We start from the raw sequence: 15,377 nt of genomic DNA, 5'->3' as shown, positions 1-15,377 counted from the left end.
TTGGTGCTCAGGCAGTCGCTTCGCAAGTGGGGGCTCGCTGCAGCAACAGCCGCGATCTCGACCGCGATGCTGTCGCCACTGCCGGCCGTTCAGGCCAAACAGCCGGCTGCCAGCATTTCCAGCGTGCAGCTTGCTGCATTGCCGCCGGAAGCCCAAGCCACCGAGCGCCTCATCCGTGCCGGCGGCCCGTTCCCGTATGCAAAGGATGGCAGTGTGTTCGGCAATCGCGAACAACTGCTGCCGCGCAAGGCGCGCGGCTACTACCGCGAGTACACGGTCAAGTCGCCGCAAGCGCATGGCCGGGGCGCGCGGCGCATCGTGTGCGGCGGCGAGCCACCCACTCGCCCTGAAAGCTGCTACTACACCGACGATCACTATGCGAGCTTTCGCCGCATCGTGCAGTGAGCGAAGGCGGCCCGGTTTTGTGTGAACCCAGGAGGATCGTGACCATGCTTTTGCAGACCGTCCGTCCAAACATCGTGCAGGCCATCCGAGCGTACCGGGTGGACGACCTCATGGAGACCGCGCAAGCGGCCGGCCAGCACTTTCTGTACGCCAACCTCTCCAACGCGCAGTCGAAGCAGGAGGTGCTGGAAAGCATCGCCGAGTCCTTCCTGTTCCCGCCGCACTTCGGCAAGAACCTGGACGCGCTGTACGACTGCATGACCGACCTGGTGCACAAGGCCGGGCAGCAGCCAGGCTTCGTGGTCGTGCTGGAGCAGCTGCCAGACAACCCGCGCTTCGACCGCGAGGCGCGCGAGCAACTGCTCGATGTGTTCCGCGACGCGGCGGACTTCTGGGCGGAGCGAAAAATACCATTCAGGTGCTTCTATTCTTTTCAGTAGCCCGCTCCCAGGAAATCGGGTCATGGGAGCGGGCTACTGAAGTGGCCCCGCAAGCGACCAGCGAGAAGCCGAAAAGCACCTCGAAGGCCGCGGCCAATGCAAGCTTCGGCATGAACATGCCGTTGATGAGCAGCGCGTTCGACACGGCGATGTGGTTGAACGCCGCCTGACGGCGCTCGTTCATTCGCACACCCAGGGCGGCCCGAGTGGCCGCCCTTTGTTTTGTGCAGCGTCAATCCACCACAGGCGGGTGTTGCACCGGCGCCTAAACCGGCCGGCAACCATCAGGGAAATCCCTAGAATTCGCGGCGGCCGCGCATGGAGTGCGGCAGCCAATCCACAGAGGGATAGAGAGATGGTTCGCTTTCACAAGATCGCCGCTGCAGCCCTGCTCGCCGCAGGCGTGGCCGGCGCCCACGCCGCCGACTTCTTCGCCGGTGCATCGTTCGGCGGCTCCAAGTTCCACACCGAAGACGTGCCGGGCGTCAACATCGACTCCACCGACACCGGCTTCAAGCTGTACGGCGGCGTGTCGTTCACCCCGAACTTCAGCCTGGAAGCCGGCTATGTCGACCTCGGGAAGCTGAAGGCCAGCGCCGGCGGCGTGACCGGCTCGCAGAGCGCCGATGGCTTCTACCTGGACGCCGTGGGTGAGTTCCCGCTGAACGGCGGTTTCAGCCTGCTGGGCAAGCTGGGCGTGTTCCGTGCCGAATCGAAGGCCAACATCCCCGGGTTCCTCTCCGACAAGGACACGGGCACGGACATCAAATTCGGCATCGGTGGCAGCTACGCCATCAACAAGAACCTGTCGGTGCGCGCCGAAGTCGAACGCTATCGCCTGAACGTCTTTGACGACAAGGGTGATGTCGACCTGTACTCGATCGGCCTGAGCTACAAGTTCTAAGGCGCCCCACGCTCGCGCCAAGCCCGCCCACCGGCGGGCTTTTTTCATTCAGCCGGCCAGCGCGGCCGCCAGGGCCAGGTAGTCGGCCACCGGCACTTCCTCGGCGCGGCGCTGCACGTCAAAGTCACCACCGAAGCCGCGCTCCTGCAGCCAGCGACCCAGCGTGTTGCGCAGCAGCTTGCGGCGCTGCGAGAACGCCACCGCGACCAGTTCGCTCAGCAGCGCCGCGTCGATCGCCTGGTGTTGCGGCAGGGGCAGCATGCGCACCACGGCCGAGTCCACCCGCGGCGGCGGGTCAAAGGCTTCCGGCGGCACGTCCAGCACCGGCTCGACGTGATAGCGCCACTGCAGCATCACCGACAGCCGCCCGTAGTCCTTGCTGCCGGGGGCGGCGGCCATACGGTCCACCACTTCCTTCTGCAGCATGAAGTGCTGGTCGGTCACATGGTCCACCGCGTCCAGCAGGTGGAACAGGATGGGCGTGGAGATGTTGTAGGGCAGGTTGCCCACCACGCGCAGCTTCTGCCCGCGCAGGCTGGAAAGCTCAGCGAAGTCGACCTTCAGCACGTCTTCCTGCACCACGGTGAGCTCCGGCCGCTTGGCCAGGCGGGCGGCCAGGTCGCGGTCGAGCTCGATCACCGTGAGATGGCCGCTACGGGCGACCAGCGGATTCGTCATCGCACCCAGCCCGGGGCCGATTTCCACCAGCGCCTCACCGGGCTTCGGATCGATCTCGTCGACGATGGCGTCGATGAGCCCCAGGTCGACCAGGAAGTGCTGGCCGAAGCGCTTGCGCGCAATGTGTTTCATAGGACACCCGGTCGCCGAATACGGCGCCCGCCCTCCGAGAGGGCCCGAGCCCCGCTTGGGAACGGCCCGGCGCTGGGCTCGGCGCCCCGGCCGCGGGTGGGGTGGTTCACTGAGGAGGCTCGCGCATTTCCACATACGCCTTGGCGCGCAGGTCGCGGATCCAGTCGTTGTAGGCCTCGTCGAACTTCTGCTCGCGCAGCGCATTGCGCGCCTGCTCGCGCAGCTGCTTCGGGTCCACCGCCACGTCACGCCGCTCCAGCACCTGGATCAGGTGCACACCGAAACGCGACACGACCGGATCGGAGACGCCGCCGTTGGGCAGGCGGTTCATCGCCTCTTCGAATTCAGGCACCAGGGCGCCGGGCGACACCCAGCCCAGGTCGCCACCTTGCGCGGCGCTGCCGTCTTCGGAATGCTGGCGTGCCAGCTCCTCGAAGCGGCGGCCGGAGGCGATCTGGCGCTTCATTTCCGCCAGGCGCTTGACCGCGGTGTCCTGCGACAGCTGGGCCGACGGACGCAGCAGGATGTGGCGGGCGCGGGTCTGGGTGACGCTCATGCCCCCGCCGGTGTCCTTGCGGTCCAGCAGCTTGAGCACGTGGAAGCCGGCGCCGGTGCGCAGCAGCGTCGGCGCCACCTGGCCCGGCTTCAGGTCGCGCACCGCGGCGACAAACACATCCGGCAGGCGATCGGCCGGCTTCGGCCCGATTTCGCCACCACGCTGGCGGTTGCCGTCCTCGGACATCTGCTTGGCCACTTCGGCAAAGTCCTCGCCGTCGCGCACCCGCTGCTGCGCCACGCGGGCACGCGCCTGGCGTTCGGCCACCACCTCGACGCTGGCGCCGTCCGGCACGGTGACCAGGATCTGGGCAATGTTGTATTCCGGCTGGGCCGCATTGGCGCCACGCTGCTTCTTGATGAAGTCGTCGATCTCGGGGTCGCTCACCTTGATGCGGCTGAGCACCTCGCGCTCGCGCACCCGCTCCACCAGCATCTGGTCGCGCAGGCTATTGCGAAAGCGCGCGTAGTCCATGCCTTCCTGGCGCAGGCGCTCGCGCAGCTGCGGCAGGGTGAGCTGGTTCTGTTGCGCCACGCCCTGCACGGCCCGATCGACATCGGCATCGTCGACCCGGGTGCCGGTTTCGCGTGCATAGGTGATCAGCACCCGCTCCTCGATCAGCGCCTCCAGCACCTGCTGGCGCAACTCGCGGTCGGAGGGCAGCTTGGCGTTGGTGCGCTGGGCGGTGTCGCGGATGCGCCCCACGCGCTGGTCCACCTCGCCAGCAGTGACCAGCTCCTGGTTGACGACCGCGACGATGTAGTCGCCGCCGCGTGGGCCGCGCTGCTGCGCCCAGGCGCTGCCCTGGCTCAGCGTGGCCGCGGCCAGCAACAAGGGCAGCCAGCGGCGGGCCAGACGGCGGGAAAGGGAAACGAGTTCAGTCATATGTGGCGCCTGCGGCATCCTTGCCACGCTCTTCGCGCAGCAGCCGGTAGCCGGGGATATTGTCCTTCAAGGCCCTCAAGGGGTTGGAACCGAGCCGGGAGAGGCCCACGAGCTCCAGCTGCAGCATCAGGCGCGTGGTGGCCTCGCTGCGGCCGGTCGACACGCGTTCGGCCACCACGCGTCCGATCCAGCAGCCGGCGTCGTACTCCATGCCCACCAGCGAATCGGTGAGGCGGCGGTCGCGCATGCTGTAGTTGAGCCGGCCCACACCGTACCAGCTGCCGCTGCACGAGCCGCTGCTGTTCTTGTCGCGGGCCGACTGGTAGATCGGCCACTGCCAGCCGAGTTCGGCCTGCTCCAGGGAGCCGCGCGTGAAGCGGTAGTTCAGGTTGACGGTGCGGAAGGGCCCGGGCGAGTAGCGCACGCCGGTCACCGACCGCACGACGCGCGACGTGTCGGGGTTGTACTGCACCGCCCCGCTCACGGTCCAGTGTGGCCAGATGGTGGAGGACGCGAGCAGCAGCACGTCCGACAGCGGCTGGGTGAGTGGCTCGCCCTCGACCGCCACACCGCCCTGCGGCGCCGGCGTGATCTGCTGGTCGCGGAAGAGGTAGCGCTGCACGATGCCCAGGCGCATCGCCTCGACACCGGTCTGGGCGTCCAGCCAGCGCGTGGTGACGCCGGCAGCCAACTGGTGTGTGTCCGACACCCGGTCCACGCCGGCAAACGCGTTGTCGCTGTAGACCGAGATCTCGTTGAAGTCCTTGCCCGCCGCATCGAAGTTGGGCAGCTGGCTCTGCGCGCGGTAGGGTGTGTTCACGTAGAGCAGGCGCGGCTCCAGCGTCTGGCGCATCGCGCGGCCGAACCAGCGGCTGTTGCGCTCGAACACCATGCCGCTGTCGACACTGAAGGTAGGCACCGTGCGCGAGCCCCGGCCCTCGAGTTCCGGCCCGGTGCTGCCGTCGCGGTAGGTGTAGCGGTAGTCCGCCGCGTTCACCGACAGCCGGGGCGTGATCCAGCCGCCCGGCAGGCTGAAAGGCCACGCCAGCGCGCTCACCACGTGCACGCGTGTGCCGCGCGTGGGCCGCTGCGCGCTGGTGCCCTGGCCCTCGGCCAGCTCGAAGTGGTTGAGCTCGCTTTCGAGGCTGTATTCGAGGGCCCCGCGCCCCGCGCCCAGGCGCCCGAAGCCGCTGAATCCCAGCTGGGGGGCACGGTCGTAAGGCGGTGCGACGATGCTGGTGGAGCCGTCGTCCGGGTTGAGCAGCTGCCAGCGCTGCACCCGGGCGTACAGGCGCCAGTCACCATTGAGCGCGGACACGTTGCGGTCGGCCTGCACGTCCAGCGGCAGCAGGCGCGGCGTGAGCGAAGGCACCGCACGGGGGAAGTCGCGCCAGTAGCCATCGTCGGACACGCGTAGCAGGTCGGCACGGTAGTGCACCGCGCCGACGGTGTCGCCTTCGTGCTCGAACAGCACCGCCTGGCGCGAGCGCCCGGTCAGGCGGTCGTTGGGCAGCACGTTCCAGTCCACGCGCCCGCGAAAGCCGGGCTGCAGGTAGCGGAACTCGGTGTCCAGCGCCACGCCGCGGCGGGTCATCACCGTCGGCGTGAAGGTGGCGTCTCGGTTGGGCGCAATGTTCCAGTAGTACGGCACGCCCAGCTCGACGCCGCTCTTGCTGTCCAGGTTCATGCTGGGCGGCAGCCAGCCGGACTTGCGGTCGTCGGTGAGCGGGAAGCTGAGCACCGGCGCGGCCAGGATGGGCACGCCGTAGAAACGCACCACCGCCCCTTCGGCGATGCCGGTGTTGGTCTCGAAATCCATGCGCACCCGGTCGGTGCTCAGCAGCCAGGCCGGGTCCTGCGAGCCGTCGCGCGGGCAGCTCGTGTAGGTGGCGTTGATCGCTTCAGCGCGCTGCGGGCCGATGAAGTTCACCCGCTCCGCATGGCCACCGGCCTGGGTGACCGCCAGGTAGTAGTCCGGCTGCACGAAGAAGCCTTCGAAGCGCTGCACGTGCAGCTGCAGCTCCGGCCCGCTGAACCGGTTGCCGTCACGGCTGATGCTGACGTTGCCGCTGGCCTTGGCCAGGTCATCGGCCACGTCATAGGTGAAGCGGTCGGCGCGCACCACGGTGCCGTCGCGCCGCATCTCCACATGGCCTTCGGCAAAGGCGTCGAGGTCGGGGCGCCCCTGGATCTTGTCAGCCAGCAGGATGATGGGCAGCGGCGCCGAGCCGTCGCGCCGAGAGGCCGGCCGCAGCTCGGGCGATACCTTGAGCGTGGTGCCGGGCAGCGCCTCGGGCTGCGCCTGTGCCAGGGCGGCCTGCGCCAGCATGGCCAAGGCCGCCGCAGCCAAGGGGCTGCGGCGCGGACCACCAGACATCGATGAAAGCCGAACCGAGGTGCGCAAGAAAGCGAGCGAAAGCAGTGGGATTGTTGGCGCCGCGCCGCGGATGCGGTTCCCGCGGGGCCATCGCGCCGGGGAAGCGGTTTGTAGAATCGATCGATTATCTCTTCGGCCGGCGCCTTCAGCGCCTTCGGCTTGCGCCCGGGGCGCAACGGCCCGCGACACAAAGCGATTTTCCATGAGCGCCTCCGCCCCTTCCCCCACCGCCGTCACCTGGGCCGACCCGGCCCGGCAGGCGGCTTTCGAGCGCTGGCTCGCGCCCATTGCGCAGGCCCGCGGCCTGCGGCTGGACACGCTGCAGCCGGCCTCGGCCGATGCCAGCTTCCGGCGCTACCTGCGCGTGCAGTCGGCGCAAGCCTCCTTCATCGTGATGGATGCGCCGCCGCCGCAGGAGGACGTGCGCCCCTTCGTGCACATCGCCGGGCTGATCCAACACGCCGGCCTGCATGCGCCCGAGATCCTTGAATGCGACGCCGGGCAAGGCTTCCTGCTGCTCAGCGACCTGGGCAACGCGCTGTACCTGGACCAGCTGCGCGAGGCCTCCAGCGCCCAGGCCGACCGCCTGATGCGCGATGCGGTGCAGGCGCTGGTGCGCTTCCAGCAGGCGGTGGACCCGGCCACGCTGCCGCCTTACGATGCGGCGCTGCTGCAACGCGAGCTGGACCTTTTCCCCGACTGGTGCGTGGCGCGCGAATTCAACGTCACCTGGACGGACGCGCAGCGCAGCCAGTGGCAGCGTGTGTGCCAGTTGCTGATCGACAGCGCGCTGGCGCAGCCCACGGTCGCGGTGCACCGCGATTACATGCCGCGCAACCTGATGGTGGCCGACCCGAACCCCGGCATCCTGGACTTCCAGGACGCGGTGCGCGGCCCCATCACCTACGACGTGGCCTCGTTGCTGCGCGATGCCTTCCTGTCGTGGGACGAGGAGCGCGAGATCGACTGGGCGGTGCGTTACTGGGAGCAGGCGCGCCGCGTCGGCCTGCCGGTGGGCGAGGACTTCGGCGAGTTCTGGCGGGCGCTGGAGTGGATGGGCCTGCAGCGCCACCTCAAGGTGCTGGGCATCTTCTGCCGCCTGAAGCACCGCGACGGCAAGGCGCGTTATGCGCAGGACTTGCCGCGCTTTTTTGCCTACGCCACCAAGGTGGCCTTGCGCTACCGGCCGCTGCAGCCGTTGCTGCCCCTGATCGAGCCGCTGAGCGGCGCCACGGTGCAGGCCGGCTACACCTTCTGATGCCGTGCCTCAGCCCGCGGATGCGGTGAACTGCGCCCAGCCGCCCTCGGCCTGAACCGCGGCGGCCGGCTCCAGCCCCGGCGTCGCCGCTTGCAACAGGCAGCTGCCGGCCGAGCCGGAGGTTTCGCAGCCGGCGGCCGCCAGCCAGGGGTCGCGGTCTTCGCCGCCAAAGGTTTCCACCAGGAAGTCGATGAAGGCCCGCGTGCGCGCCGGCATGTATTTGCGCGAGGGCATGGCGGCGTAGATGTGGAAGTCCATCAGCCGCCAGTGCGGCAGCACACGCTCGAGCACGCCCTCGAGCAGCGCGTCCTCCAGCATGAACGACGGCAGGCCCACGATGCCCATGCCGGCCAGCGCGGCCGCAAACAGGGTGTCGATGTGGTTGGTGGACAGCGCGCCCTGCAAGGAGATGGTCGTCGTGTCGCCGCCCGGTTCGTCGTCGCCCCAGGCGCCACTCTGGAACACCCACTCGCGCGGCACGTTGGGCAGCACCGGCACCAGCGCCTCGTGCTCCACCAGCTCGCGCGGATGCTGTGGCCGGCCGCGCCGGTCCAGGTACTCCGGCGTGGCGCACACGATCACCTCAGTGCGGGCGAGCAGCCGGGCCACGAAGTCGCCACGCAGCGGCCGGTGCCGCCCGCTGACGATCACCGACACGTCGCAGCCCTCGTCGGCCGTCTCGATCGGGCCGGAACGCACCTCCAGGTCGATCGTCACCTTGGGGTGGCGAGCGCGGAACTTCGGCAGGTGCTTGGCGAACTGGTGTGCCGCAAAGGGCGGCGGCATCAGCAGGCGCAGCTCACCACGCGGCTCGCGGGTGGACGCCATGGCCAGCGCCTCGGCCTCATCGAGCTCGGACAGGATCTGGCGCACCCGATCCAGGTAGGCCTCGCCCACCTCGGTGAGCGCGAGCCGGCGCGTGGTGCGGTTGAGCAGGCGCACGTTGAGGTGCGCTTCCAGGTCGGCGAGCAGGCGGGTCACCACCGCGGGCGAGAGATCGAGCTCCCGCGCGGCTGCCGCCAGGCTGCCCAGCTCCACCACCTTGGCGAACACGCGCATCGATTGCAAACGGTCCATGAGTCACCTCCAGCGCCGATTCTTCCAGAATGCGCAATCATCCATTGAAACGATGCGTATTTATCCCGCGAAACGCAAAGCCTACAGTTCATTCCATCGCATGACGCGACGCAACAACTGAAAGGACCTGACCATGAATGCCAAGCAACTCATCTCCCTCGCCGCCCTGGCCATCGCCGCCGGCTCCGCCCTGGCCGACGACATCACGCTGGACAACAGCGCCGCCGTCGCTTCCACCCGCAGCCGCGCCGAAGTGAAGGCGGAAACCCGCCAAGCCCTGCGTGCCGGGGAACTGCTGGCCGCAGGCGAAGAGAACTTCGGCGTGACCAGCGAGCGCAGCCTGGTGGCCCGCGCCAGCGTGAAGGCCGAGGTGCTGGCCGCCCGCGCCAACGACGCCCTGATCCCGGCCGGCGAGCTGCTGGCGGTGGCCCACCCGGTGCGCCGTGGTGACACTTTCCGCAGCAACACCCTGGCCGCCCTGCGCTGAGCCGCCAGCGCCCGGAAAAAAGCCCGCCGTCCGGCGGGCTTTTTGTTGTTGGAACGCGGTGGTCACGGATGCGCCGCGATCACCTGGGCCACCGCCGCCGTGAGGCGCTTGCCATAGGGCACGTGCAGGAACTCGTTCGGCCCATGCGCATTGCTCTTGGGGCCGAGCACGCCGCACACGAGCATCTGCGCCTTCGGGAAGCCTTGCTGCAGCAGGTTCATCAGCGGGATGGTGCCGCCCTGGCCGATGTAGCCCACCGGCTCACCGAAGTGGGCGACAGAGGCTTCGTTGAGTGCCTTTTCCATCCAGCCGGCCAGGCCGGGGGCGTTCCAGCCGGTGGCACCGTATTCGTTCATGCGGCCGTCGGGCTGGAAGGTGACCTTGGCGTTGTAGGGTGCGTTGTCTTCCAGCAGGGCCTTGAGCTTCATCGCGGCTTCGTTCGCGTCCACCAGCGGCGGCAGGCGCAGGCTGAGCTTGAAAGCGGTGAAGGGCCGCAGCACGTTGCCCGCGTTCTGCAGTGCCGGCATGCCGTCCACGCCGGTGACGCTCAAGGTGGGGCGCCAGGTGCGGTTCAGCAAGCCTTGCACCGGGTCGGTGGTGGTTGGCAGCGTGGGGCCGCCATCGGCGCCGCAGGCCCAGGGATAACGCTTCCACACCTCGTCGCCCAGGATGGCGGCGGTGGCCTTGGCCTGCTCGATGCGGTCGGCCGGGATGTTGCAGTGGAAGCTCTCGGGCAGCAGGTGCCCCGTCTTGCTGTCCTCCAGCCGGTCCAGCACCTGGCGCAGGATGCGGAAGCTGGACGGCACCAGGCCGCTGGCGTCGCCGGAGTGGATGCCTTCGGTGAGGATCTCCACCTTCAGCGTGCCAGTGATGTTGCCGCGCAACGAGGTGGTGAGCCAGAGCTGGTCGTAGTTGCCGGCACCGGAGTCCAGGCACACCACGAGGCTGACGTTCCCCAGGCGCGGGCGCAGCAGGTCCAGGTAGGCGGGCAGGTCGAAGGAGCCGCTTTCTTCGCAGGTCTCGATCAGGCCCACCACCCGCGGGCGCGGCAGGCCCTGCTTGTCCAGCGCCAGCAGTGCGGTGATGGAGGCGTAGATGGCATAACCGTCGTCGGCGCCGCCACGGCCATAGAGCAGGCCGTCTTCGTACTTCGGCGTCCAGGGGCCGAGGTCGCGGCGCCAGCCGTTGAATTCCGGCTGCTTGTCCAGGTGGCCGTACATGACCACCGTGTCGGTGCTGCCGGCCTTGGTGGCGGGCACCTCGAAGTAGATCAGCGGCGTGCGGCCTTCGAGGCGGATCACCTCCAGCGTCAGGCCCGCCACCTTCTTGCTCTCAACCCAGGCCGCGGCATCGCGCACCACGCGGTCGATGTGGCCGTTGCCGGCCCAGTCGGCATCGAACATCGGGCTCTTGGCCGGGATGGCGATGTAGTGGGTGAGCGCGGGAACGATCTCTTCGTCCCAGGTGCGCTCGGCAAAAGCGGCCAGCGCACCAGCCTCGTCGGGCTGCAGCGGCAACAGGGGGTCACGGGCGTTCATGGGCGGGCTACGGCGTTGGGTGAAACGGCCAGTGTAGGGCGCCACCCCCCGCGGACACCACCCGATCAACCCCTGGCGCAGCCGGGTTGCCCGGCCCGCCCACCTCAGGCCGAGGCGCGTGCCAGCGGCGCCGGCTGCTGCACCCGGCGGTCCAGCCAGTCGGCCAGCCGCTGCAGCACCTGCGCCTGCTCAGGCTCGTTGAAGATCTCGTGGAACAGCGCGGCGTAGCAGTGGTTCTCGACCACGGCGGCCGGCGCTGCGGCGGCAAAGGCCGCGCTGCCGGCGGGCGCCACGCAACGGTCGGCCCCGGCATACAGCAGCAAGGTGGGCAGCGCCCAGTGCGGCGCGCGCTCGCGCACCAGTTGGCCTGCGTCGACGATGAAGCGCGCGAGGCGCGGCACGATGCGATCGTGCACCAGCGGATCGGCCTTGTAGGCCGCGACGACCTTCGGGTCGCGCGAGATCCAGCCGGCGTTCAACCCGTTGCCGGCGGCCAAGCCCGGAAACAGCGGTTCCGCCACCGCCAGCAGCGCCTTCTGCCAGGCGCGCATGCCGGGGTCCAGCGCGGGCGAGGACATCACCAGCGCGTCCACCGGCCGGTACCAGTCGGCGGCGCGGGCATTCTGCCCTTCGGCCACGAAGCGGCCGGCCACCAGCCCGCCCATGCTGTGGCCCAGCAGCACCAGCGGGCCGGCGCCCTGCCCGCGCAGCAGGTCGATCACCCGCGCCAGGTCGCGCAGCAGGTCGTCGGGCCGGGCGATGGAGCCGCGCGGCCCACCCGAAGCGCCGTGGCCACGCTGGTCGTACCCGGCCACCTGCCAGCCGTCCGCCGTGAGCGCGGCCGCCACATGCTCGTAGCGGCCGATGTGTTCACCCAGCCCATGCACGATGAGCACGGTGCCTCGCGCCACGGAGCCCGCGGGCGCCCACTGGCGCAGGTGGAGGGGCAGGCCGTCGTCGGTTTGAAGGGCAGGCATGGGCGCGAGTGTAGGCAGCGGCCGGGCTCCGGCCAGGGCGGTTTTCCTGGGGTGAGCTGTCGCTTCGGTGACCGTGGCGGCCAATCCATTGGTTACGCTGCACCACCGCTGCTTTTGCACCCGCCATGAACGACTTCTTCAGCCTGCAACTGGATGCCGCCAGCGGCATCGCCCAACTGGAACTGAACCGGCCGGACCGCCTGAACACCATGGCGCCCGCGTTCTTTCCCGCCCTGCGCGACGCGGTACGCGACCTGCAGGACGAGGGCCAGGCGCGCGTGCTGGTGATCAGCTCCACCGGCAAGCACTTTTCGGCCGGCATGGCGCTGGACGTGTTCGGCGCCGACGACGCCATGCTGGACACCCGCTCGGCACGCGCCCGCCTGAGCTTCCAGGAATCGCTGCGGCGCCTGATGGCCTGTTTCGACGTGCTGGACGAAGCCCGTTTCCCGGTGATCTGCGCGGTGCAGGGCGGCTGCATCGGCGGCGGCCTGGACCTGGCCTGCGCTTCCGACATCCGCCTGTGCAGCGCCGACGCTTTTTTCACCCTGCAGGAGATCCACCTCGGCATGGCCGCCGACCTGGGCGTGCTGCAGCGCCTGCCCAGGATCGTGCCACCCGGCGTGGCGCGCGAGATGGCCTACACCGGCGAGCGGCTGGGCGCCGACCGGGCGCTGGCGGTGGGGCTGGTCAACGCGGTGTTGCCCGACGCGGCGGCGCTGCGGGCGCGGGCGCGGGAGCTGGCCCAGGCGATTGCCGCCAAGAGCCCGCTGGCCATCGCCGGCAGCAAGCTGGCGCTCAACCATGCGCGCGACCACGGCACCGCCGCCGCCCTGCAGCAGATGACGCTGCTGCAAAGCGCGATCTTCGACGTCGAAGAGATGGGCCGCGCCATCGCGGCCTGGAAGGACAAACGCCCGGCCGACTTTCCGCCGCTGGCCCCCATCGCCCGGCTGCCGTAGCGCCAGCGTCAGCGCCTACTTACAACAGGTCGCACACCCGGCGGACATACACGGCGGCGGCGGGCGCGCACACTGATTGCCATTGGTTGATGCCACCTCAGTGAGACGTGCCATGAACACCCCGTCGACAGCCCTTGCACACAGCCATCCCCGGTTGCGTCACGTCGCCGCGGTGCTCGCGGCGCTGTCATTGCTGGTGGTGAGCACGGCGGTGTGGGCGGAGCCGGGCCGCGACGCCCTGGCCACCCTGCCGAGCACCAGCGCGGAAGTGCCCACCGGCCCGACGCAGTGGCGCACCGACCGCGAGCAAGCTCGCGCCGCGGTGGAGGTCACCAGCCGGCAACCCGCCGTCCGGGCCGATGCAGCCCCCTGGAACGACACATCCTCCGTGCAGGTGCGTTATGTGCACTGGGCGCCGACGGCCGGCAACCGGGCCGCCGTGGGCCTGAGCATGGGCATGGGCGCGGTGCAGAACGGCTTGGCCCGCAGCCCGGTGGGTTATGTCGATCCGCGCACTGCCGGCACGACGCTGGTGCCCGAAGTCGGTGTGCGCCTGCGCACCAACTGGCTGGGCGACCGCCGTGTCGATGTGGGTGCCTGGAGCGCCTACGACGCGTCAGCCAACACGCCGGCCAGCGAGCGCCGCTCGTACAACGCCCGGGTGGAGCTGCAGTTCCGGGAAAACAAGTCCAAGCTGGGCTTCGACATGCGCAGCGGTGCCTTCGGCATGCAGCTGAGCTCCACGTCCCAGCTGCAGCTGCGCACCAAACACGGCGGCCCGATGGTCTATTACCGCTCGAAGTGGTGACCGTTCTTCTCAGCCCCGGTCGAACTTGAACACCGCCGTCGCCGCCCGCAGGTTGGGCCAGCGGCGGATCGGTTCTCCGTGTGCCAAGCCGAAGCTGTCCAGCACCCGCAAGCCGTTCTTGCGCGCCAGCACCTCGAAGTCCGCATAGGTGCCCACCCGGATGTTGGGTGTGTCGTACCACTGGTACGGCAAGGTCTTGGTCACCGGCATGCGGCCGCGGAAGATGGCGAAGCGGTTGGGCCAGTGGGCGAAGTTGGGAAAGCTCACGATGCCGATGCGGCCCACCCGCGCCGTCTCGATCAGCATCTTCTCGGTGTTGCGCAGGTTTTGCAGCGTGTCCAGCTGCAGCACCACGTCGAAGCTGCGGTCGTCGAACAGCGCCAGGCCTTCTTCCAGGTTGAGCTGGATCACATTGACGCCGCGCTGGGTGCAGGCCAGCACGTTGGCGTCCGCGATCTCGATGCCATAACCCGAGCAGCCGCGGTGCTTGCACAGGTGGGCCAGCAGCTCGCCGGTGCCGCAGCCGAGGTCCAGCACCCTCGAGCCCTCCGGGACCATCTCGGCGATCAGTTCCAGGTCTTTTCTCTCGCTCATCTCAGGCACCAAACTCCTGCGCGATCAGGTCGAAGCGCGCCCGCAGCACGCCGTGGTACCGCGGGTCGTCCAGCAGGAAGGCGTCGTGGCCGTGCGGCGCGTCGATTTCGGCATAGCTCACGTCGATGCGGTTGTCGACCAGGGCCTTCACGATCTCCCGCGAGCGCGCTGGCGAGAAGCGCCAGTCGGTGCTGAAGCTCACGAGCTGGAACTTCGCCTTCGCCACCGCAAAGGCCGCGGCCAGGTCGCCGCCGTGCTCGCGGGCGGGGTCGAAGTAGTCCAGCGCCCGGGTGATGAGCAGGTAGGTGTTGGCGTCGAAGTAGTCGCTGAACTTGTCCCCCTGGTGGCGCAGGTAGCTCTCCACCTGGAACTCGATGTCGTGGGTGCTGTAGCCCTTGGCATCGGCCTGGCGCTCGCGGCCGAACTTGCTGGCCATCACGTCGTCGGACAGGTAGGTGATGTGGCCGATCATGCGCGCCACGCGCAGGCCGCGCCGCGGCACCACGCCATGGGCATAGAAGTGGCCGCCATGGAAGTCCGGGTCGGTGACGATGGCGCGCCGGGCCACCTCGTTGAAGGCGATGTTCTGCGCCGACAGGTTGGGCGCGGTGGCCACGCCGATGCAGTGGCGCAGGCGCTCGGGGTAACGCAGCGCCCAGCTCAGCGCCTGCATGCCGCCCAGGCTGCCGCCCAGCACGGCGGCCAGCTGGCCGATGCCCAGCCGGTCCAGCAGGCGGGCCTGCGCGTCCACCCAGTCTTCCACCGTCACCACCGGGAAGTCCGCCCCATACGGCTGGCCGGTGGCCGGGTTGGGGTGCATGGGGCCGGTGGAGCCGAAGCAGGAGCCGGGGTTGTTGACGCCGATCACGAAGAACCGGTTCGTGTCCAGCGGCTTGCCCGGGCCCACCAGGTTGTCCCACCAGCCCTCGCTGCGCGGCTGGCCTTCATACGTGCCGGCCACATGGTGGGAGGCGTTGAGCGCGTGGCACACCAGCACCGCGTTGCTCTTGTCGGCATTGAGCTTGCCGTAGGTCTCGTAGACCAGGGTGTAGTCGAGGAGGCGTGCGCCGCTCTTCAGCGGCAGGGGCTCGCTGAAGTCAAGCTGCTGCGGTACGACGTGTCCAACCGAAGGGGACATGGAAAACAACGGCTTGCAAAAGACGAACACCCGGCTCGCTGTGGGGTCGAGACCGGGTGGTGCCGTGCCTCTCTTTAGCGGAATTTCTTAAGCGCCCGCAAGCCGGGACAAATCGGCGCTGTTGGCGGCAAGTGTAGCGCCGCGCCGACAGTGTTTGCGGC

The 15,377-nt window shown here is 69.0% G+C and carries 16 protein-coding genes and 1 riboswitch; of the genes, 7 read left to right on the top strand and 9 right to left on the bottom strand.

All coding sequences use genetic code 11. The annotated features are described in order from the left end of the window. Positions 1 to 66: 66 nt before the first annotated feature. Both VPH43_RS19665 and VPH43_RS19660 read left to right on the top strand, forming a co-directional pair. Positions 67 to 405 (top strand): ribonuclease, encoded by a 339-nt coding sequence (locus VPH43_RS19665; RefSeq protein WP_328579585.1) that lies wholly within the window; start codon positions 67 to 69, stop codon positions 403 to 405. Next, entirely contained in the window at positions 402 to 845 is a 444-nt protein-coding gene (locus VPH43_RS19660) for a barstar family protein (RefSeq protein ID WP_442909315.1), read from the top strand. The genes VPH43_RS19665 and VPH43_RS19660 overlap by 4 nt, the downstream gene beginning before the upstream one ends. Here VPH43_RS19660 and VPH43_RS19655 read toward each other — a convergent pair. Further along, entirely contained in the window at positions 820 to 1,029 is a 210-nt protein-coding gene (locus VPH43_RS19655; protein WP_328579448.1) for a hypothetical protein, read from the bottom strand. The genes VPH43_RS19660 and VPH43_RS19655 overlap by 26 nt on opposite strands. A gap of 171 nt (positions 1,030 to 1,200) precedes the next feature. Between VPH43_RS19655 and VPH43_RS19650 the strand changes: the two genes are divergently transcribed. Continuing rightward, positions 1,201 to 1,749, top strand: coding sequence for an outer membrane beta-barrel protein (locus tag VPH43_RS19650; protein ID WP_328579447.1), 549 nt, complete (start codon positions 1,201 to 1,203; stop codon positions 1,747 to 1,749). A gap of 48 nt (positions 1,750 to 1,797) precedes the next feature. Here the strand turns inward: VPH43_RS19650 and rsmA are convergent, their stop codons facing one another. The 3 genes from rsmA to VPH43_RS19635 all read right to left on the bottom strand — a co-directional run bounded on the left by rsmA (position 1,798) and on the right by VPH43_RS19635 (position 6,377). Further along, on the bottom strand, positions 1,798 to 2,559 hold the full coding sequence (gene rsmA / locus VPH43_RS19645) for a 16S rRNA (adenine(1518)-N(6)/adenine(1519)-N(6))-dimethyltransferase RsmA (protein ID WP_328579446.1): 762 nt from the start codon (positions 2,557 to 2,559) through the stop codon (positions 1,798 to 1,800). Positions 2,560 to 2,665: 106 nt separating this feature from the next. Continuing rightward, positions 2,666 to 4,000, bottom strand: a complete 1,335-nt coding sequence (locus VPH43_RS19640; RefSeq protein ID WP_328579445.1) for a peptidylprolyl isomerase — start codon at positions 3,998 to 4,000, stop codon at positions 2,666 to 2,668. Continuing rightward, on the bottom strand, positions 3,993 to 6,377 hold the full coding sequence (locus VPH43_RS19635; RefSeq protein WP_328579444.1) for an LPS-assembly protein LptD: 2,385 nt from the start codon (positions 6,375 to 6,377) through the stop codon (positions 3,993 to 3,995). The genes VPH43_RS19640 and VPH43_RS19635 overlap by 8 nt, the downstream gene beginning before the upstream one ends. A 202-nt stretch (positions 6,378 to 6,579) precedes the next feature. On the opposite strand from VPH43_RS19635, the gene VPH43_RS19630 reads away from it, so the two are divergent. After that, positions 6,580 to 7,635, top strand: a complete 1,056-nt coding sequence (locus tag VPH43_RS19630; RefSeq protein ID WP_328579443.1) for an aminoglycoside phosphotransferase family protein — start codon at positions 6,580 to 6,582, stop codon at positions 7,633 to 7,635. 9 nt (positions 7,636 to 7,644) lie between these two features. On the opposite strand, the gene VPH43_RS19625 is transcribed toward VPH43_RS19630, so the two are convergent. Beyond that, positions 7,645 to 8,712 carry a LysR family transcriptional regulator gene (locus tag VPH43_RS19625; protein WP_328579442.1) on the bottom strand — a complete coding sequence of 356 codons (1,068 nt, stop codon included), beginning with the start codon at positions 8,710 to 8,712 and terminating at the stop codon, positions 7,645 to 7,647. Positions 8,713 to 8,845: 133 nt separating this feature from the next. On the opposite strand from VPH43_RS19625, the gene VPH43_RS19620 reads away from it, so the two are divergent. Beyond that, entirely contained in the window at positions 8,846 to 9,199 is a 354-nt protein-coding gene (locus VPH43_RS19620) for a hypothetical protein (protein ID WP_328579441.1), read from the top strand. Between the two features lie 62 nt (positions 9,200 to 9,261). Here VPH43_RS19620 and VPH43_RS19615 read toward each other — a convergent pair whose 3' ends face one another. Next, complete coding sequence (locus VPH43_RS19615; RefSeq protein WP_328579440.1) at positions 9,262 to 10,737, bottom strand: M20 family metallopeptidase; 1,476 nt, start codon at positions 10,735 to 10,737, stop codon at positions 9,262 to 9,264. Positions 10,738 to 10,841: 104 nt separating this feature from the next. Next, positions 10,842 to 11,714 (bottom strand): alpha/beta hydrolase, encoded by an 873-nt coding sequence (locus VPH43_RS19610; RefSeq protein WP_328579439.1) that lies wholly within the window; start codon positions 11,712 to 11,714, stop codon positions 10,842 to 10,844. Between the two features lie 125 nt (positions 11,715 to 11,839). On the opposite strand from VPH43_RS19610, the gene VPH43_RS19605 reads away from it, so the two are divergent. Together VPH43_RS19605 and VPH43_RS19600 are read left to right on the top strand one after the other, a co-directional pair. Continuing rightward, complete coding sequence (locus VPH43_RS19605; RefSeq protein WP_328579438.1) at positions 11,840 to 12,676, top strand: enoyl-CoA hydratase-related protein; 837 nt, start codon at positions 11,840 to 11,842, stop codon at positions 12,674 to 12,676. A 112-nt stretch (positions 12,677 to 12,788) separates the two neighbouring features. Continuing rightward, positions 12,789 to 13,484, top strand: coding sequence for a hypothetical protein (locus tag VPH43_RS19600; protein WP_328579437.1), 696 nt, complete (start codon positions 12,789 to 12,791; stop codon positions 13,482 to 13,484). A gap of 9 nt (positions 13,485 to 13,493) precedes the next feature. Here the strand turns inward: VPH43_RS19600 and metW are convergent, their stop codons facing one another. After that, positions 13,494 to 14,078, bottom strand: a complete 585-nt coding sequence (gene metW, locus VPH43_RS19595; RefSeq protein ID WP_328579436.1) for a methionine biosynthesis protein MetW — start codon at positions 14,076 to 14,078, stop codon at positions 13,494 to 13,496. 1 nt (position 14,079) lies between these two features. Then, entirely contained in the window at positions 14,080 to 15,216 is a 1,137-nt protein-coding gene (gene metX / locus VPH43_RS19590; protein ID WP_328579435.1) for a homoserine O-succinyltransferase MetX, read from the bottom strand. A gap of 51 nt (positions 15,217 to 15,267) precedes the next feature. Next, a riboswitch (SAM riboswitch) is annotated at positions 15,268 to 15,345 on the bottom strand. Positions 15,346 to 15,377: the final 32 nt, after the last annotated feature.

The organism is Ideonella sp. BN130291, from assembly GCF_036231905.1.
In the GTDB taxonomy this organism is placed as follows: domain Bacteria; phylum Pseudomonadota; class Gammaproteobacteria; order Burkholderiales; family Burkholderiaceae_C; genus CAMLIZ01.
This window is presented reverse-complemented; position numbering and strand designations above follow the sequence as displayed.